The organism is Pseudomonas sp. efr-133-TYG-23, from assembly GCF_030209215.1.
Taxonomy (GTDB): domain Bacteria; phylum Pseudomonadota; class Gammaproteobacteria; order Pseudomonadales; family Pseudomonadaceae; genus Aquipseudomonas; species Aquipseudomonas rhodesiae.
Genome location: NZ_JARVSL010000003.1, coordinates 1 through 17853, shown reverse-complemented (window position 1 = coordinate 17853; position 17853 = coordinate 1). Strand labels below are relative to the sequence as shown.

15 protein-coding genes are annotated in these 17853 nt (G+C 61.8%); 13 read left to right on the top strand and 2 right to left on the bottom strand.

Going from position 1 to position 17853, the window contains the following annotated elements; translation table 11 throughout:
* Nucleotides 1–83 precede the first annotated feature (83 nt).
* Nucleotides 84–1163 carry a fatty acid desaturase gene (locus QRN41_RS02035; RefSeq protein WP_167418130.1) on the top strand — a complete coding sequence of 360 codons (1080 nt, stop codon included), beginning with the start codon at nucleotides 84–86 and terminating at the stop codon, nucleotides 1161–1163.
* A 43-nt stretch (nucleotides 1164–1206) separates the two neighbouring features.
* Here the strand turns inward: QRN41_RS02035 and QRN41_RS02030 are convergent, their stop codons facing one another.
* The gene (locus tag QRN41_RS02030; RefSeq protein ID WP_167418131.1) at nucleotides 1207–1668 is read right to left on the bottom strand and encodes an HIT family protein; all 462 of its coding nucleotides are present in this window, start codon (nucleotides 1666–1668) and stop codon (nucleotides 1207–1209) included.
* Between the two features lie 73 nt (nucleotides 1669–1741).
* Nucleotides 1742–2938 carry a CynX/NimT family MFS transporter gene (locus QRN41_RS02025; protein WP_167418132.1) on the bottom strand — a complete coding sequence of 399 codons (1197 nt, stop codon included), beginning with the start codon at nucleotides 2936–2938 and terminating at the stop codon, nucleotides 1742–1744.
* Nucleotides 2939–3044: 106 nt separating this feature from the next.
* On the opposite strand from QRN41_RS02025, the gene QRN41_RS02020 reads away from it, so the two are divergent.
* From QRN41_RS02020 to QRN41_RS01965, 12 genes are all read left to right on the top strand, one after another.
* The gene (locus tag QRN41_RS02020; protein WP_167418133.1) at nucleotides 3045–3887 is read left to right on the top strand and encodes a LysR family transcriptional regulator; all 843 of its coding nucleotides are present in this window, start codon (nucleotides 3045–3047) and stop codon (nucleotides 3885–3887) included.
* 126 nt (nucleotides 3888–4013) lie between these two features.
* Nucleotides 4014–4595: an alpha/beta hydrolase gene (locus QRN41_RS02015; RefSeq protein ID WP_040265266.1), complete on the top strand. Its 582-nt coding sequence runs from the start codon at nucleotides 4014–4016 to the stop codon at nucleotides 4593–4595.
* Between the two features lie 49 nt (nucleotides 4596–4644).
* Nucleotides 4645–5571 (top strand): sigma 54-interacting transcriptional regulator, encoded by a 927-nt coding sequence (locus QRN41_RS02010; RefSeq protein ID WP_167418134.1) that lies wholly within the window; start codon nucleotides 4645–4647, stop codon nucleotides 5569–5571.
* A 127-nt stretch (nucleotides 5572–5698) separates the two neighbouring features.
* Nucleotides 5699–6481, top strand: coding sequence for a MetQ/NlpA family ABC transporter substrate-binding protein (locus tag QRN41_RS02005; RefSeq protein ID WP_034095325.1), 783 nt, complete (start codon nucleotides 5699–5701; stop codon nucleotides 6479–6481).
* Nucleotides 6482–6930: 449 nt separating this feature from the next.
* The gene (locus tag QRN41_RS02000; RefSeq protein ID WP_167418135.1) at nucleotides 6931–7596 is read left to right on the top strand and encodes an amino acid ABC transporter permease; all 666 of its coding nucleotides are present in this window, start codon (nucleotides 6931–6933) and stop codon (nucleotides 7594–7596) included.
* Nucleotides 7577–8236: an amino acid ABC transporter permease gene (locus QRN41_RS01995; protein ID WP_167418136.1), complete on the top strand. Its 660-nt coding sequence runs from the start codon at nucleotides 7577–7579 to the stop codon at nucleotides 8234–8236. The genes QRN41_RS02000 and QRN41_RS01995 overlap by 20 nt, the downstream gene beginning before the upstream one ends.
* Nucleotides 8233–9009 (top strand): amino acid ABC transporter ATP-binding protein, encoded by a 777-nt coding sequence (locus QRN41_RS01990; RefSeq protein ID WP_167418137.1) that lies wholly within the window; start codon nucleotides 8233–8235, stop codon nucleotides 9007–9009. The genes QRN41_RS01995 and QRN41_RS01990 overlap by 4 nt, the downstream gene beginning before the upstream one ends.
* Entirely contained in the window at nucleotides 9006–9857 is an 852-nt protein-coding gene (locus QRN41_RS01985) for a transporter substrate-binding domain-containing protein (RefSeq protein ID WP_167418138.1), read from the top strand. Before QRN41_RS01990 ends, QRN41_RS01985 begins: the two co-directional genes overlap by 4 nt.
* A gap of 208 nt (nucleotides 9858–10065) precedes the next feature.
* On the top strand, nucleotides 10066–11148 hold the full coding sequence (locus QRN41_RS01980) for an efflux RND transporter periplasmic adaptor subunit (RefSeq protein ID WP_167418139.1): 1083 nt from the start codon (nucleotides 10066–10068) through the stop codon (nucleotides 11146–11148).
* Nucleotides 11145–12215 (top strand): efflux RND transporter periplasmic adaptor subunit, encoded by a 1071-nt coding sequence (locus QRN41_RS01975; protein WP_034111293.1) that lies wholly within the window; start codon nucleotides 11145–11147, stop codon nucleotides 12213–12215. Before QRN41_RS01980 ends, QRN41_RS01975 begins: the two co-directional genes overlap by 4 nt.
* On the top strand, nucleotides 12212–15271 hold the full coding sequence (locus QRN41_RS01970; protein ID WP_167418140.1) for an efflux RND transporter permease subunit: 3060 nt from the start codon (nucleotides 12212–12214) through the stop codon (nucleotides 15269–15271). The genes QRN41_RS01975 and QRN41_RS01970 overlap by 4 nt, the downstream gene beginning before the upstream one ends.
* A 322-nt stretch (nucleotides 15272–15593) precedes the next feature.
* Nucleotides 15594–17780, top strand: coding sequence for a glycoside hydrolase (locus tag QRN41_RS01965; protein WP_167418141.1), 2187 nt, complete (start codon nucleotides 15594–15596; stop codon nucleotides 17778–17780).
* Nucleotides 17781–17853: the final 73 nt, after the last annotated feature.

The following is a 17853-nucleotide window of genomic DNA, read 5'->3' as shown; positions in this document are numbered from 1 at the left end:
TCAACAGGTTGGCGTGTGGGGCTAGCGTCCTGCGCGAGCGCCTGGTGCAGGATGTAAACCTCGATAAACAAGAGGATGGGAGCATGGACGGTACTTCTGCAAGTCCCCAATCGCTGAATGCACAACAACGTTCGGCGCACATTCGCGAAGTCGTACTCGCCGAAGGCGTGCGCTTGCGCCAGCAATACCCCTGGCTGCTGCATCAGGACGCGCTGGGCGCGGGCATCCTGGCCTTTGCGTTGCTGGGCATGCTCGGCTCGGCGGCGCTCTACATTACCGGGCATATGGCCTGGTGGGTGTGCCTGCTGCTTAACGCATTTTTCGCGTCACTGACCCATGAGCTGGAACATGACCTGATCCACAGCATGTACTTTCGCAAGCAACGTGTGCCGCATAACCTGATGATGGCCTTGGTGTGGCTGGCGCGGCCGAGCACCATCAACCCATGGATTCGCCGCCACTTGCACCTCAATCATCACAAGGTCTCCGGCACCGAGGCCGACATGGAGGAGCGCGCAATCACCAACGGCGAACCGTGGGGCCTGGCGCGCCTGTTGATGGTGGGCGATAACGTGATGTCGGCGTTTATCCGCATGCTGCGGGCCAAGACCTGGAGCCATAAATTCAAGATTCTCAAGCGCGCGATGCTGGTCTACGCGCCGCTGGCGCTGCTGCATTGGGGCGCGTGGTACGTGTTTCTCTGGTTCCACGCCGCCAACGGTGTCGCCAGCCTGCTCGGCGCGCCCATCGAATGGTCGGCGGGCACCTTGCAGATGATGCACGTGATCGACATCGCCGCCGTGGTGATCATCGGGCCCAATGTGCTGCGCACGTTCTGCCTGCACTTTGTCAGCTCCAACATGCACTACTACGGCGATGTGGAACCGGGCAATGTGATCCAGCAAACCCAAGTGCTAAACCCGTGGTGGATGTGGCCGTTGCAGGCGTTCTGCTTCAACTTTGGCAGCACCCACGGGATTCATCATTTTGTGGTGAAGGAACCGTTCTATATCCGCCAGATGACGGCCAAGGTGGCGCATAAGGTCATGGCGGAGATGGGCGTGCGCTTCAATGATTTCGGCACATTTGCGCGGGCCAATCGTCTGGAGCCCATGGCGGCGCCCAGTGCAGGCCTCAACCCGGCGGAAACGGCGCTGCGCTGAGGTGCGGCGGCCGATTGCGGTTGCGCGTCAGGCCGCCCCGTGCTCAGTCGTTGACGGCACGGATGTGGGCGGCCAGCTCGGCCAACGTCGAATCGTCGGCCCTGGCGCAGTCATGGGATGAGAGATAGCCCTCATAGCGATCAAAAAACTTATCCATGCGAGAGCTGATTTTTTTGAAGGCGCTGTCCTCGCCCGTTCCGTGCATCGGGAACAGTTTGGCGTGCAAATGATCGACGCCGTAACCCTCCAGAATCATGCCGGTCCTCGCCACACCCGCAAGCGCCTGGTCAATCAGCAGTGCGGTCTTCTTGGCCGCAACCACCAATTCGCACAGCACCTTGTCCGACTGGGCAAACCCATAGCTGCCGTAATGCGCTTTGGGAATCACCACACTGAACCCTGGGGTGTTGGGAAAGATAGAGAGGAAAGCCATGTGGCTCTGGTCTTCCCATAACAGGTGGGCAGGGGCGGTGCCGCGGGCGATGTTGCAGAAGATACAGTCCATCAGACGACGTCCTCGTTTTCGTCAAAGGGGCGGGTGGAATTCAGTGGTGCAAATCTGACATGGGTGTGTGTCGCTAGTGTGTAAAGCGCTGGCCGGGCGCCACGACGGCCAGTTCGATGCGATAGCTCGCCGGGCTGAACACCCGCGTCACGACCAGCATCGCCAGCACTGTCACGGTCAGCACCCACCAGGCACTGACGAAGTCGCCAGTAAGCTGGCGCAGCCAACCGGTCATCCACGGTGAAATGGCGTTGATCAAAAAACCCACGCCTTGCACGAAGGCCGCCAGTTGCCCGGCATGGCGTGGGTCGCGGTGGTGGTCGAGGGTCAGCAGCAGGCTCAGGGCAAAGCAGGCGCCCAGGCCGAAGCCGCACAGGGCCACCCACAGGTGGGGATAGTCCAGCGGCGCGAAGATCAGGCCGAGGTAACCCACGGTTTGCGCCAGCAGGCTAATGACCAGCAACGGACGACGATCGACACCGCGTTGCGCCAGCACCGGCATCAGCAGCGCGGCGATCACTTGAAAAATGGTCATGTACGCCAGCAGCGAGCCGCTGGGCAGCACGCCCCAGCCCAGTTGCTGGTAATAAGCCGGTAGCCAGGCCACCAGGCTCATGTAGCCGCAGTTCACCAGGCCGAAATACAACGCCAGCAACCACGCGCGCCGATTGCGCAGACCTTCCAGCGCCGGCGGCACTTGCGGGTTACGCGCCGCGCCCAGCGGCAGCCAGGCCCACAACAGCAACGCGCCGAGTGCCGGCAACAGCCAGACTCCGAGCCCGGCCTGCCACTGCGCAAAGTGCGTCGCCACCACCGGGCTGAGCAACGCCGCCAGCCCGCCGCCGGCCATCAGCGACGCCGAGTACACCCCCATCGCCACCGGCACGCGATGACGAAACTCGCGCTTGACCATCGCCGGCACCAACGCCTGGATCAGCGCCACACCGGCGCCGCCGAGCAATGCCGTGACCAACAACGCCGACGCCTGCCCCATCAGCCAGCGCGCCAGGCAGGCCAACAGGATCATCATCAGCCCCAGGGCGATGCCACGCCGCTCGCCCAAGCGTGCTTCCACCCGCACACCCACCAGCGCCACCAGGCCCATGCACACCACCGGCAGGCTGGTCAGCAGGGCGCTGCTCTGGAAGCTCAAGCCCGTGGCCTGGCGGATTTCGCCCAGCAGCGGGCTGATGGAGCTGAGGATTGGTCGCAGGTTCAGGCCCAGCACCAGCAATAGTCCCCAGCCGGCGAGGGATTTGTTCAGGGTCATGCAGGCCGCTCCGGGCACGATGGGAGGTGAAGTATGGGCAGCCCTAAGGGTATTCTGAAATTAAATATAACCATGCCAATCAGTGGCAAACACAATGGTGATGTGGATGTTCGACCCCGTGTTATTGCGCAGCTTTGTCGCCGTGGTGGACTGCGGCAACTTCACTCGCGCCGCCGAGCGCCTGCACCTGACCCAATCCACCGTAAGCCAGCAGATTCGCCGCCTGGAGGACGCGGCGGCGTGCCAATTGCTCGACCGCGACCAGCGCCGCGTGGTCGCCACTGCCGAGGGCGAGCGCTTGCTGGCGTACGCGCGGCGCATCCTCGCGCTGCATGAGGAGGCCGCTGAGGTGCTGATCAGCCAACAAAGCGACGGCGTGCTGCGCCTGGGGGTGCCGGAAGATTTTGCCGCCGAGCGCCTGATGCCGCTGTTGTCATCATTTGTGCAGGCTTATCCACGGGTGCGTCTGGAGGTCACCAGTGGTTTGGGCCCCGAATTGCAACGCCAATACCGGGCCGGCGAGTTCGATGTGTTGCTGGTCAAACAAATGGGCGACAGCGCCGACTGCCTGGCCTCGTGGCCCGAGCCGCTGTGCTGGGTGGACAGTCGCACCACACCCTCCGTAGGGCGCGACCCGTTGCCGTTGGTGGCCTTTCCGGTGGGCGGCCTGTACCGCAATGAAATGCTGCAGCACCTGGAAGTGGGCGGTTGGCGCTGGCGTATCGGTTACTCCAGCGCGAGTTTGGCCAGCGTATGTTCGGCAGTGGCGGCGGGGTTGGGGGTGAGTCTGTTGCCGCGCCGGGTAGTGCAGCCAGGGCATATGGAGCTGGGGCCTGACAGCGGTTTGCCCGAGGTGCAAGGCGTGCGTCTGGCGTTGTATGCCCGCCATGGCCTGAGTGCGGCGGGGCAATGCTTACAGGCTCAGTTGTTCGAATTGTGCGCGAAGTGACGTGAAGGCAGATCGGGTAGAATTTTGAATTTTTGGTTATTAATAAATAGCTTCTTATTCCTTAACGAATATAACCCCCGTCCCTATACTGCTCAGCAACGTTAAACGCTGCAGGAGGGCACACCCATGCACAGCGAGTTGGTTCGTTACCTGATCGTGCCGGGCTGGCAAGGATCGCCAGAAGATCATTGGCAGAGTCACTGGCAGAACAGCCTGCCCAACAGCACCCGCGTGGAGCAGGCCGATTGGTTGACACCGCGCCGCGAAGACTGGGTAGCCGCGCTGGCCGAGGCGATCGCCGCCGACAGCACGCCAGTGATTCTGATCGCCCATAGCCTGGGCTGCATCACCGTGGCCCATTGGGCCGCTACCGCGCCGCTGCATTTTCTGCGGCAGGTGCGCGGTGCCTTGCTGGTGGCGCCGGCGGATGTGGAACGCCCGGCCTGCTCGCCGGCCTTGCGCAACTTTGCGCCGATCCCTACCGACCTGTTGCCGTTCCCCAGCCAGGTGGTCAGCTCCGACAACGACAGTGCCGTCAGTGCCCCTCGGGCCTTGGAGTTGGCGCGCAACTGGGGAGCTGAAGCCGGGATCCTGGCCGGTGCCGGGCATATCAATGTGAAGTCCGGCCACCAGCGCTGGGAGCAGGGTTTCGCTTACCTCTATCGCCTGCAAAGTCGCCTTGAGCATCACGCCCGGCGCAGTGCCTGATCATTTTCTTAACGCCCCGTCCCGCAGTGGATTGGGGCGGGAGCCTGTCATGAGTCTGCATGAAACCTTCGGCCAGCCACTGCTGACCTTCCCCGACGCGGAAAAAAGCCCCCTGAGCATCCGCGCCAAGGCCCTGGTGTTTGTCGACCCGCGCTCGCGCAAGCTGCGCGAAGACCTGGAAGCGCTCGCGCCGCGTGCCTTGCCCGTGCTGATTCGCGGCGAAACCGGCAGCGGTAAAGAGCTCCTGGCGCGGCATATTCACCGTGGCAGTGACCGCAGTGGCTTGTTCGTTTCGGTCAATTGCGGCGCGATCAGCCCCACCTACGCCGATGCCGAGCTGTTCGGCTACGCCGCCGGCAGTCACAGTGGCGCCGCCAGCAGCCGCGCCGGCTGGTTCGGCTCGGCCAATGGCGGCACCTTGTACCTGGACGAGATCGGCGACCTGCCGCTGCCGATCCAGGTCAAATTGCTCGCCGCCCTGGAAAACCACGAAGTCACCCGCGTCGGGGCTCATCAACCGAGCCCGGTGGACGTGCGCCTGGTGGCCGCCACCAGCATCGACCTGGCCCAGGCCGTGGCGGCCGGCAAGTTCCATGAACGCCTGTTCCACTACTTGAGCGAAGGCCGGCTGGACCTGCCGGCGTTGCGCGAGCGGGTGGGGGACATTCTGTCCCTGGCCGAATACTTCCTGGGCATCTACAGTCAGCGCCTGGACTTGCCGGTGCCGCTGATCAGCGAGGCTGCGCAGCGCGTACTGGAACACCACAGTTGGCCAGGCAATACCCGTGAGCTGGAAAACGTTATTCACTTCGCGTTGCTGGTCAGCAGCGGCGACGAAATTTTGCCCGAGCACCTGAACCTGCCGGTGGTGGATTCGCCTCTGGAGCAAGTGCGGCGGATCTATGCCCAAGCCAGCCCAGAGGAGCAGGCAACGTTGCGCCAATTCCTACATGAGCAAAATGGAATATCAACGTGAATAAAAGATATTGTTCGGGAATAAAAAATCTAGGTATTGTCCGTTCTATGCCGCGATAGCACTTCGCTGGCACCTCACTTAACAAACGGTCGTCAGAGACGCCCCCGAATGTCGATAAGGACACTGCATGAAAAAGGTTCTGTTGTTTACCGCACTCGCCGCTGCCCTGACTGCCAGCTTCGCCCAGGCCAACGAGAAACTGGTGGTGGCCGCCACCCCAATCCCGCATGCCGAGATCCTTGAGCTGGTCAAGCCAACCCTGGCCAAGGAAGGCGTGGACCTGGAAATCAAAGTATTCACTGACTACGTGCAGCCCAACGTGCAAGTCGCTGAAAAGCGCCTGGATGCCAACTACTTCCAGACCCTGCCGTACCTGGAAAACTTCAACAAGGGCAAGGGCACCAACCTGGTGACCGTGGTGGGCGTGCACGTTGAACCGTTCGGCGGTTACTCGAAAAAGATCAAGAAAATTGAAGAGCTGAAAGACGGCGCCACCGTGGCCATCCCGAACGAAGGCTCCAACAGCGGCCGTGCCCTGTTGCTGCTGCAGAAAGCCGGTGTGATCACCCTCAAAGACCCGACCAACGCCCTGGCTACACCGAAAGACATCGCCAGCAACCCGAAAAACCTCAAATTCAAAGAGCTTGAATCGGCCTTGCTGCCGCGCGTGCTGGACCAGGTCGACCTGGACCTGATCAACACCAACTACGCCCTGGAAGCCGGCCTGAACCCGGCCAAAGACGCGCTGATCATCGAAGACGCCAAGTCGCCTTACGTGAACTTCCTGGTAGCCCGCCCGGACAACAAGGACAGCGATGCAATCCAGAAACTGTCCAAGGCCCTGACCAGCCCGGAAGTCAAAGCCTTCATCGAGAAGAAGTACAACGGTGCGGTCGTACCGGCGTTCTGATGTAAGCCAAAACCCCCTTCAAGGTTTCAACGCCGACGGCTTACATAGCGTCGGCGTTTTTTTATGTGTGGAATTCGCAATGCAAGCAAAATGTGTGAGGGGGCTTGCTCCCTCACACATTTGATCTTCATCTCACAGTGGACCTTCAGCGTGTCAGAGCGCGCGGCTATTGATCGCCCTGCGCAACGCCACCAACCATTTCACCAACTCCTGCGGATCAATCGGTTTCGCTTTGTTCATTGTTCATTCCCTCGAAACACAGACCCCTCAACCATAGCCGCCACCCGCCAACCCCGCGAATCCGGAGGTTATCTTTTTGGGTGATATCAATATGCTATTTTGGTATTTAAAATTTAATTTTTATACCTTTAAAGTTCGCGCTACCCGACGTTACCCACGTCGGCTTGGATAGCACGCGCCGCTCTACCCTGCGGCGTCATGGACTGCAAATGACCCTCGATTTCGCTTTTATCCTCAGCACCCTGCCGGCGTTTTTGAAGGCCGTGGGTGTCACGCTGCAAGTCGGCCTGATCGCCATCGCCACCTCCTTGCTTGTAGCGCTGATCAACGCGGCGCTGCTGGTGTTTCGCACGCCGTACCTGTCGCGCCTGGTGGCGTTGTATGTGGAGCTGGCGCGCAATACACCGCTGCTGATCCAGCTGTTTTTCGTGTACTTCGCCTTGCCCGCCCTGGGCTTGAATGTCTCCGGGTTCTGGGCGGCGATCATCACCATGACCTTTCTGGGCGGTGCTTACCTCACCGAAGTGCTGCGCGCCGGTGTGGAGGCGGTGCCGCAGGCGCAGGTCGAATCGGGCAAGTCCATTGGCCTGTCGGACTGGCAACTGCTGCGCCACGTGATCCTGCCCCAGGCCGGCATCCTCAGCCTGCCGGCCTTGTTCGCTAATTTCATCTTCCTGCTCAAAGAGACCACCGTGGTCTCCGCCGTGGCCGTGCCGGAGATTCTCTACACCACCAAGAGCTACATCGCCCTCTACTACAAGACCTACGAAATGCTCGCCGTGCTGACGCTGATTTGCGTGCTGTTGTTCTTGCCGCTGTCGCTGCTGCTCAGCCGCTTGGAAAGGAGGCTCCAGCATGGCCAATTCGGGTCTTGAGTTGTTGTGGGTGTCGCTGCCGCAACTGGGCAAGGGCGCCGCGCAGACCTTGTCGATTTCGTTTATGAGCATCGCCTTCAGTACGGTAGGCGGCGTGCTGTATGGCGTGCTGCGCACCTTGAACAACCGGCTGATCAACGCCGTGCTGCGGGTTTACCTGGAGTTGTTCCGGGCGATCCCGGTGCTGGTGTGGTTGTACCTGCTGTTCTTTGGCCTACCGATTTTTTTTGGCCTGAGCCTCCCCAGTTTCTGGTGCGCGGTGCTGGTGTTGTCGTTGTGGGGCGCCAGCGAGGTCGGCGAAGTGGTACGTGGCGCGTTGCATTCGCTGCCCCGTGGCCAGCGCGAGGCCGGCCTGTCGATTGGCTTGTCCGACCCGCAGTTGTACGGCTACGTGTTGCTGCCCCAGGCCCTCAAGCGCATGACGCCACCCACGATCAACGTCTACACGCGCATCATCAAGACCAGTTCCCTGGCGGTGCTGATCGGCGTGGTGGACGTGATCAAGGTCGGTCAGCAAATCATCGAGCGCACCTATGAGTCGGTGTTGATCTACGGCGCGCTGTTCCTGTTCTTTTTCTTTATCTGCTACCCGTTGTCGGCCGCCTCCAAGGTGCTGGAACGGCGCTGGGCCCAAGCATGAGCGCATTGATCGAGTTCCAGGGTTTTAACAAATTCTTCGGCGAGCAGCAGGTGCTCAAGGGCATCGACCTGAGCGTGCACAGCGGCGAAGTGGTGGTGATCCTCGGCCCCAGCGGCTGCGGCAAAAGCACCTTGCTGCGTTGCCTCAACGGCCTGGAAGTGGCCCATGGTGGCAGCCTGCGATTTGCCGGCAAGGAGCTGCTGGATAAACACACCGACTGGCGCCAGGTGCGCCAGGACGTAGGCATGGTGTTCCAGAGCTACCATCTGTTTCCACATATGAGCGTACTCGACAACATCCTGCTCGGGCCGCTGAAAGTGCAAAAGCGCGAGCCGCGCCAAGCCCGCGAGCAGGCTGAACAGCTGTTGGCGCGGGTCGGCCTGGCGGACAAGCGCGACGCGTTCCCGCGCCAGCTCTCCGGCGGCCAGCAGCAACGCATCGCCATCGTCCGTTCGCTGTGCATGAACCCACAAGTCATGCTGTTCGACGAAGTCACTGCAGCCCTCGATCCGGAGATGGTCAAGGAAGTGCTGGAGGTGATCCAGGGCCTGGCCCGCGATGGCATGACATTACTGATCGTGACCCATGAAATGGCCTTCGCTCGCGCCGTCGCCGACCGCGTGGTGTTCATGGAGGCCGGCCGCATTCTCGAACACAACACCCCCGAGGCATTCTTTACGAACCCGCAAACCGCACGCGCGCAGCAGTTCCTGGAGAAGTTCTCCTTTGTTTCAACACTGCCCAAGAAAATCAAGGAACTGGAACCGCTATGAAAAAACTACTACTGCCCCTGTTAGCCGTCGCGCTGCTGGCCGGTTGCGATAAAAAGGCCGAAGAGCCTGCCAAACCCACGGCTGCCGTGAGTTACATCGACAAGATCAAAGCGCGCGACAAGTTGATTGTCGGCGTCTTCACCGACAAACCACCGTTCGGCTTTGTGGACGAGGCCGGGCGCTATGTCGGCTTCGATACAGACATCGGCCGCCGATTCGCCAAGGATCTGCTGGGCGACGAGAACAAAGTCGAATTCGTCGCCGTGGAGCCGGCCAGCCGCATTCCATTCCTGCAAAGCGACAAGGTCGACCTGATCCTGGCCAACATGACCGTGACCCCGGAGCGCAAGGAAGCGGTGGACTTCACCCATCCCAACCTGAAAGTCGCGGTGCAGGCCCTGGTGCCCAACGACAGCCCGGTCAAGCGCCTGGATGACCTGGCGACCCGCACCATCATCGTCACCACCGGCACCACCGCCGATATCTGGCTGACCAAAAACCATCCGGACTGGAAACTGCTCAAGTTCGAGAAAAACTCCGAATCCCTGCAGGCGCTGTCAGCCGGTCGCGGCGATGCCTATGCCCAGGACAACCTGGTGCTGTTCAGCTGGGCCAAGCAAAACCCCGGCTACCGCGTGCTGGAACAGAAACTCGGCGACGAAGCCCCCATCGCCCCGGCGGTCAAGAAGGGCAACACCGAACTGCGCGATTGGGTAAATACCGAACTGGCGAAGTTGGGCGAGGAGAAATTTCTGCTCAAACTGTACGACCAATACGTGCGTAAAGAACTCAGTGATGACACCCAGCCTGAGAGCGTGATTGTCGAAGGCGGCAAATGGCAGGGCTAGTTCTGCGCTGACTGTTGTATCGCTATCGGGGGCAAGCCCCCTCCCACATTTGAATGTATTCACACATCAAATGTGTGAGAGGGGGCTTGCCCCGATGAGGCCGGTGAAATCACCTCAATACTCTCTTCCCCATGCAGATAAGGAACCCTGATCTAAGCTGACAGTCGCATACACACTGGCACGTCGGCATCACGCAAAAGGAGACTGCATGGGCGGTCGTATTTCCACTTGTATATTCGGTCTTGGCTTAGTCGCGCTCTTGAGCGGTTGCGGTCAGGAAAATACCGAGCCCAAGGCGCATTCCCGGGTATTTGTGCAAACCGTGGAGCCAACGGATTTTGCTGCGGCGGTCACGCTGACCGGGGATATCCAGGCGCGGGTGCAAACCGATCTGTCCTTTCGCGTGGGCGGCAAGATCATCCAACGCATGGTGGATGTGGGTGACCGCGTCAGCGCCAAGCAAGTGCTGGCCAGGCTTGATCCCAAAGACTTGCAGACCAACGTCGATTCGGCCCAGGCCCAGGTCGTGGCTGAACAGGCGCGGGTCAAGCAGACAGCGGCGGCCTTTGTGCGCCAGGAAAAACTCCTGCCCAAGGGCTACACCAGCCGCAGCGAATACGACTCGGCCCAGGCGGCTTTGCGCAGCAGCCAAAGCGCTTTGGCCGCCGCCCAGGCGCAACTGGCCAATGCCCGTGAACAACTGGGCTACACCGCGCTGGTAGCCGATGCGCCGGGTGTGATCACCGCGCGCCAGGCCGAGGTAGGCCAAGTGGTGCAGGCCACCGTGCCGATTTTCAGCCTGGCCCGCGACGGCGAGCGCGATGCGGTGTTCAACGTATATGAATCGCTGCTGGTCGAACCATCGACCGATACGCCGATCACCGTCAGCCTGCTGGACAACCCAAGCATTCAGGTGCAGGGCAAGGTGCGCGAAGTCACCCCCGCCGTGGCCGCCAACACCGGCACCGTGCAAGTGAAAATCGCCCTGCAATCGCTGCCCGAGGGCATGCACTTGGGCTCGGTAGTCAGCGCCACCGCCAATGGCCCGGCCAAGGCCAGTGTGGAACTGCCGTGGTCGGCCCTCACCAAGGACCTCAACGAACCGGCGGTGTGGCTGGTGGACGGCGACGGCAAGGTGCAGCTGCATAAAGTCACCGTGGCCCGCTATCTCACTGGCAAAGTCATCCTCAGCGAGGGCCTCAAGGGTGGCGATAAAGTCGTGGTGGCCGGCGGGCAATTGTTGCACCCCGGTATGCAGGTCGAGATTGCCCAGCCAGGAGCCCAGCCATGAAGCGTCTGGTATTGATGCTCGCCGCCGGCCTGTTGCTGGCGGCCTGCTCCAAAGAAGAGCCCGCGCCCGAGCCGGTGCGCCCGGTGCTGTCGATGCAAGTGAAGGCTGAAGACCAAGAAAACCTCGGCCGCTTCGCCGGCACCATCCAGGCCCGTTACGAAAGTAACCTGGGCTTTCGTGTGCCCGGCCGCATCGCCCGCCGCCTGGTGGATGTGGGCGCCGAAGTGGAGAAGGGTGCCTTGCTGGCCGTGCTTGACCCCACCGACCAGCAGAACCAGTTGCGCGCCGCCCAGGGCGACCTAGCGCGGGTGCAGGCGCAATTTATCAATGCCCAGGCCAATGCCCGCCGCCAGCAGGAACTGTTCAACCGTGGCGTCGGCGCCCAGGCCCAGTTGGATGTGGCCCTGACCGACCTGAAAACCACCCAGGCCTCCCTCGACCAGGCTCAGGCCTCGGTCAACCAGGCCAAGGATCAGCTTAATTACGCTGAACTGCGCACCGACCACGCCGGCATCGTCACCGCCTGGAATGCCGAGGCCGGCCAGGTGGTCAGCGCCGGCCAACAAGTGGTGACCCTGGCGCGCCCGGATATCAAGGAAGCGGTGATCGACCTGCCCGCCGGCCTGGCCGAGCGCCTGCCGCCGGATGGGGTGTTTCTGGTTGCCGGGCAACTGGACCCGAGCGTCAATACCACCGCCACCGTGCGTGAAATCGAGCCCCAGGCCCAGAGCGCCACGCGCACCCGTCGCGCGCGCCTGACGCTGGCCGAAACACCACCTGCGTTCCGCCTCGGCACCGCCATCAGCGTCACCCTGAGCACCGCCATTGAGCCGCGCATCGAGCTGCCGGTGAGCGCCTTGCAGGAGGTGGACGGCGCCACTCGCATCTGGCTGCTCGACACGCAAAACCAGAGCGTGCAGCCGCGCGACGTCACGGTGATCAGCCGCGAGGCCGGCAGCGCCTTGATCAACGGCGGCGTCAAACCCGGCGAGCGCATCGTCACAGCCGGCGTGAACAGCCTGAAGCCCGGGCAGAAAGTCAAAATCGACGAGGACAGCCCGCGATGAAAGGCAGCTTCAACTTATCCGACTGGGCCCTCAAGCATCAGTCCTTCGTCTGGTACCTGATGTTCGTCGCGCTGCTGATGGGCGTGTTCTCCTACATGAACCTGGGGCGCGAAGAAGACCCGTCGTTCACCATCAAGACCATGGTGATACAGACCCGCTGGCCGGGCGCAACCCAAGAAGAAACCCTCAAGCAGGTCACCGACCGCATCGAGAAAAAACTCGAAGAACTCGACTCTCTGGATTACGTGAAAAGCTACACGCGGCCAGGCGAGTCCACGGTGTTCGTGTTCCTCAAGGACACCACCAGCGCCAAGGCCATCCCCGAAATCTGGTACCAGGTGCGCAAGAAGATCGACGATATTCGCGGCACCTTCCCCCAGGGCTTGCAGGGGCCATCGTTCAACGATGAGTTCGGTGACGTGTTCGGGTCGGTGTACGCCTTTACCGGCGACGGCCTGTCGATGCGTCAACTGCGCGACTACGTGGAACAGGTGCGTGCCGAAATCCGGGCAGTGCCGGGGCTGGGCAAGGTCGAGATGATCGGCCAGCAGGACGAAGTGATTTACCTGAATTTCTCCACGCGCAAACTGGCGGCCCTGGGTATCGACCAGCGCCAAGTGGTGCAGAGCCTGCAATCCCAGAACGCCGTGACCCCGGCCGGGGTGATCGAAGCCGGACCGGAGCGTATCTCGGTGCGCACCTCGGGGCAGTTCGCCTCGGAGAAGGACCTGGCCGACGTCAACCTGCGCCTCAACGACCGTTTCTATCGCCTGGCGGATATCGCCGAGATCAGCCGTGGCTACGTCGACCCGGCGCGGCCGATGTTCCGTTTCAACGGCAAGCCCGCCATCGGGTTGGCCATCGCCATGCAGAAGGGCGGCAATATCCAGTCGTTCGGCAAAGCCTTGCATGAGCGCATGGACGAGCTGACCGCCGACCTGCCGGTGGGCGTCGGCGTGCATAAGGTTTCCGACCAGGCCGAAGTGGTGGAAGAAGCCGTGGGCGGCTTTACCAGTGCGTTGTTCGAGGCGGTGATCATCGTGCTGGTGGTGAGCTTTATCAGCCTCGGTCTGCGTGCCGGGCTGGTGGTGGCGTGTTCGATTCCGCTGGTGCTGGCGCTGGTGTTCGTGTTCATGGAATACAGCGGCATCACCATGCAGCGCGTGTCGCTGGGCGCGTTGATCATCGCCCTCGGCCTGTTGGTGGATGACGCGATGATCACCGTGGAGATGATGATCACGCGCCTGGAAAAAGGCGAAACCAAGGCCCAGGCGGCCACGTACGCTTACACCTCGACCGCGTTCCCGATGCTCACCGGTACGCTGGTCACCGTGGCCGGCTTTGTGCCCATCGGCCTCAATGCCAGCTCGGCGGGGGAATACACCTTCACCCTGTTCGCGGTGATCGCCGTGGCGATGCTGGTGTCGTGGGTGGTGGCGGTGTTGTTTGCGCCGGTGATCGGCGTGCATATCCTCAGCGCCAATGTGAAGCCGCACAACGCCGAGCCTGGGCGCATTGGCCGGGGTTTCAATCGCGGCATGCTGTGGGCGATGCGCAACCGCTGGTGGGCCATCGGCATCACCGTGGGGCTGTTCGTGGCGTCGGTGTTCTCCATGCAGTTCGTGCAGAACCAGTTCTTCCCGTCGTCGGATCGCCCGGAAATCTTGGTGGACCTCAACCTGCCGCAGAACGCCTCGATCAACGAGACGCGCAAGGCCGTCGACCGCCTGGAAGCGATCATCAAGGACGAACCGGACATCGCCCGCTGGAGCACTTACATCGGCCAGGGCGCGATTCGTTTCTACCTGCCCCTCGACCAGCAACTGGAAAACCCTTACTACGCACAGTTGGTGATCGTCAGCAAAGGCCTGGAAGAACGCGGCGCGTTGATCGCACGCCTGCAGAAGCGTCTGCGCGATGACTTCGTCGGTATCGGCAGTTATGTGCAGCCGCTGGAAATGGGCCCGCCGGTGGGGCGTCCGATTCAATATCGGGTGTCCGGCAAAGACACCGACCAGGTACGCAAACACGCCATCGAACTGGCGACCCTGCTGGATAAAAACACCCACTTGGGCGAGATCATTTACGACTGGAACGAGCCGGGCAAAGTGCTGCGCATCGATATCGCCCAGGACAAGGCGCGGCAACTGGGGCTGTCCTCCGAAGATGTCGCGCAGTTGATGAACAGCGTAGTCAGCGGCGCCTCGGTGACCCAAGTGCACGACGATATTTACCTGATCAACGTGGTCGGCCGCGCCGAAGACGCCGAGCGCGGCACGCCGGAAACCCTGCAGAATTTGCAGATCGTCACGCCCAACGGCACGTCGATCCCGCTGCTGGCGTTTGCCACCGTGCGCTATGAGCTGGAGCAGCCGCTGGTGTGGCGTCGCGACCGCTTGCCGACCATCACCATCAAGGCCTCAGTGCGCGATGAGATGCAGCCGACCGACCTGGTCAAGCAGCTCAAGCCGGAGATCGACAAATTCAGCGCCGGCCTGCCGGTGGGTTACAAGGTCGCCACCGGCGGTACCGTGGAAGAAAGCGGCAAGGCCCAGGGCCCGATCGCCAGCGTGGTGCCGCTGATGCTGTTTTTGATGGCGACCTTTCTGATGATCCAGTTGCACAGCGTGCAGAAGATGTTCCTGGTGGCCAGTGTCGCGCCGCTGGGGCTGATCGGCGTAGTGTTGGCCCTGATTCCCACCGGCACGCCCATGGGTTTTGTGGCGATCCTCGGCATCCTGGCGTTGATCGGCATCATTATCCGTAACTCGGTGATCCTGGTGACGCAGATCGACGCCTATGAGCGCGACGGCTACACGCCATGGGACGCGGTCGTGGAAGCCACCGAGCACCGCCGTCGGCCAATTCTGCTCACGGCCGCTGCGGCGAGCCTGGGCATGATCCCGATTGCCCGCGAAGTGTTCTGGGGGCCGATGGCGTACGCGATGATCGGCGGCATCATCATCGCCACCTTGCTGACGCTGCTGTTCCTGCCGGCGCTGTATGTGGCGTGGTACAAGATTCGCGAGCCCAAGCCTGAAGAAAAAACCGTTTAGAAATGGGGGAGGGGGCTTGCACTAATGCCAGTCGCCCTCCTCAGTATTAACTGAAAGAACCGGCTCAAAATGTGTGGGGCTTGCACTAATGTCAGTCCCCTCCTCAGTATTAACTGAAAGAACCGGCTCAAAATGTGGGAGGGGGCTTGCCCCCGATAGCAGTGGTTCAGTCATCCCACCTATCACTGACGCATCGCTATCGAGTGCGAGCTGAATCGTCGCACCGCCCCCCCCCACGTTTGATCGTCATCAGGGCATTTGTTACCCCGTCTACCGTTGAGTGTTTTACCCTCTTGGTTTCACTCTTCAACGGTTGCCCACCATGAACCGTCTGCGTCTTACCCTGCTGGTCTTCTGCTTGCTGTCGCCCATGGCGTTTGCCGGCGCCCTATTGGAAAACACGCTGTGGCGCGTCGAACTGGACCCCGCCACCCTGGCGCTGCGGGTGACACCGTCGGGTCAGGTCAGTGTGCAAGCCTCCAGCGGCGTCACCGCGCATGCTGTCAGCGACCTGCAAAGCAGCGCCGAGCAAGCGAGCTGGCAGTGGGACAACGGCGCCTATCGCCTCAGCGCACGTCTTGAGCAGCGCGAGTTGTTGCTGAGCATCACCGCGCGCGAAGCAGGGCGTTTGGCATTGCTGCAACAACCGGCAGAAGCAATGGGTAACGGGCTGATCTGGCCGTTGGCCGAAGGGCATTACGTGCCCACCGGCAATGCGGTATGGCAAGCGTTCCTGCTGGAGCAGGGCGCGTTCAACACCACCCAGGACCTCAGCCTGCCGCTGTGGGGTATGGATCACGGCGGTTTCACGCTGAACTGGCTGCTCACCAACCCCTACAACAACCGCCTGCACTGGCAAGCTGAAGGTGCCGGTGTGGGGTTGGCGCTGGCCCATGAATTCACCGCGCTGGCCCCCAATACCCCAATGACCCTGCGCCTGTACCTGGGCGATGCGGACCCCCTCGCCGGCGCCAAACGCTATCGTCAATGGCTGGTCGAGCAGGGCCGTTATGAGACGCTCGACGACAAGCTGCAACAGACCCCCGAAGCGCAGAAACTGCTGGGCGCCAGCCACGTCTACCTGTGGGGTAACGACCTGTTGGCGCCGGACGATGTGCGTGACTGGCCGCTGTTGCTCAAGCAGCTGCGCGCCCATGCACTCAAGGCGTTGTTGGACAAGGACGCCACGCAGATCCTGGCGCAATCCCGCCCGTTGAATCCCTACGAGCAGAGCGTGGTGCTGCGCAGCCTCAACGCGGCGATCAATAAAAAGGCGCGGCAGAGCTGGCAAGTCGACGAGCCGGACATGACCCGGCTGGCCGCGCGTTATGGCGAGCTGCGCGCAGAACTGGCCGTGGCGTTCGCCGGGGCGTTGAGAGCCGACCCGGCCACCTGGGGCGGCAAGGCCCTTCAAACCCTGCGCAACAGCGGCCTGCCGCGTTTGCTGGTGACCCTGGGCGAAGGCTGGGAGGGCGGCCTCTGGCACCCCGAAGCGATTCGCGCCGCAGTGCAGGCCGGCTACTTGATGGCCCCTTACGACTCTTACGAAACCGCACTGTCGGCCACGGAAAACCCGGACTGGACCACCGCCCACCTGGGCCGCAAGGCGTATCGCGACTGCGCCATCGTGTTGCAAGACGGCACATACAAGAGCGGTTTCCAGAAATCCGGCCACTACACCGACCCGCGCTGCATGCGGCCGCTGCTGGAGGCGCGAGTGAAGGCAGTGCAGGCTAAGGCCGGTTTCAATGCCTGGTTTCTGGATGCCTACGCCACCAGCATGCTGTTCGACAGCTACCGCGCTGGCGCGCCGATGACCCAGGCGCAAAACGCCGCGGGTAAGATCGATGCCGTGCGCTGGCTCAATACCGTGCTGAAGTTACCCACAGGCTCCGAAGACGGTAACGCCGTCACCGCCCAGGGCATCCTGTTCGCCCATGGCATGCAGACGCCGGTGCTTGGTTGGGGCGACCGTGAGATGACCCAGGACAAGCAGTCGCCGTACTACGTCGGCAACTGGTACCCGCCAGAACAACCGACGGTGTTTTTCAAGCCGGTCCCATTGAAAGCGTCGCTGCGCAGCGTGTATTTCGATCCGACCCTGCGTTTGCCGCTGTATCAGGCGGTGTTCCATGGCTCGGTGATCACCACCCATCACTGGTTGTTCGACAGCCTCAAACTGAGCAACGTATGGGCCGAGAACGAACTGACCCAACTGCTCTACAACGTGCCGCCGCTGTATCACCTGAGCGCCGCCACCCTGGCGCAGCGCTTGCCGGCGATCCAGCGCCAGGACGAATTTTTCCGTCCGTTGCACCAGCGCCTGGCGACCCAGGCCATGACTGATTTTCGCTGGCTGACGGCGGATCGGCAGCTGCAACAGACCACCTTTGCCGATGGCACGCGGTTGGTGGCGAATTTCTCCACTACCGGAAGAGAAGGCTATGCCCCGCGCAGTGTCACCGCACTGCGGGTGGGGGAGGCGCCGGTGGTGTACCAGGTGCAGTAGATGTGGGAGGGGGCTTGTTGTGGTAATGGAATGGACGCCCCCTTCCTAACGGCATCTATGTGCCAAAGTTAAA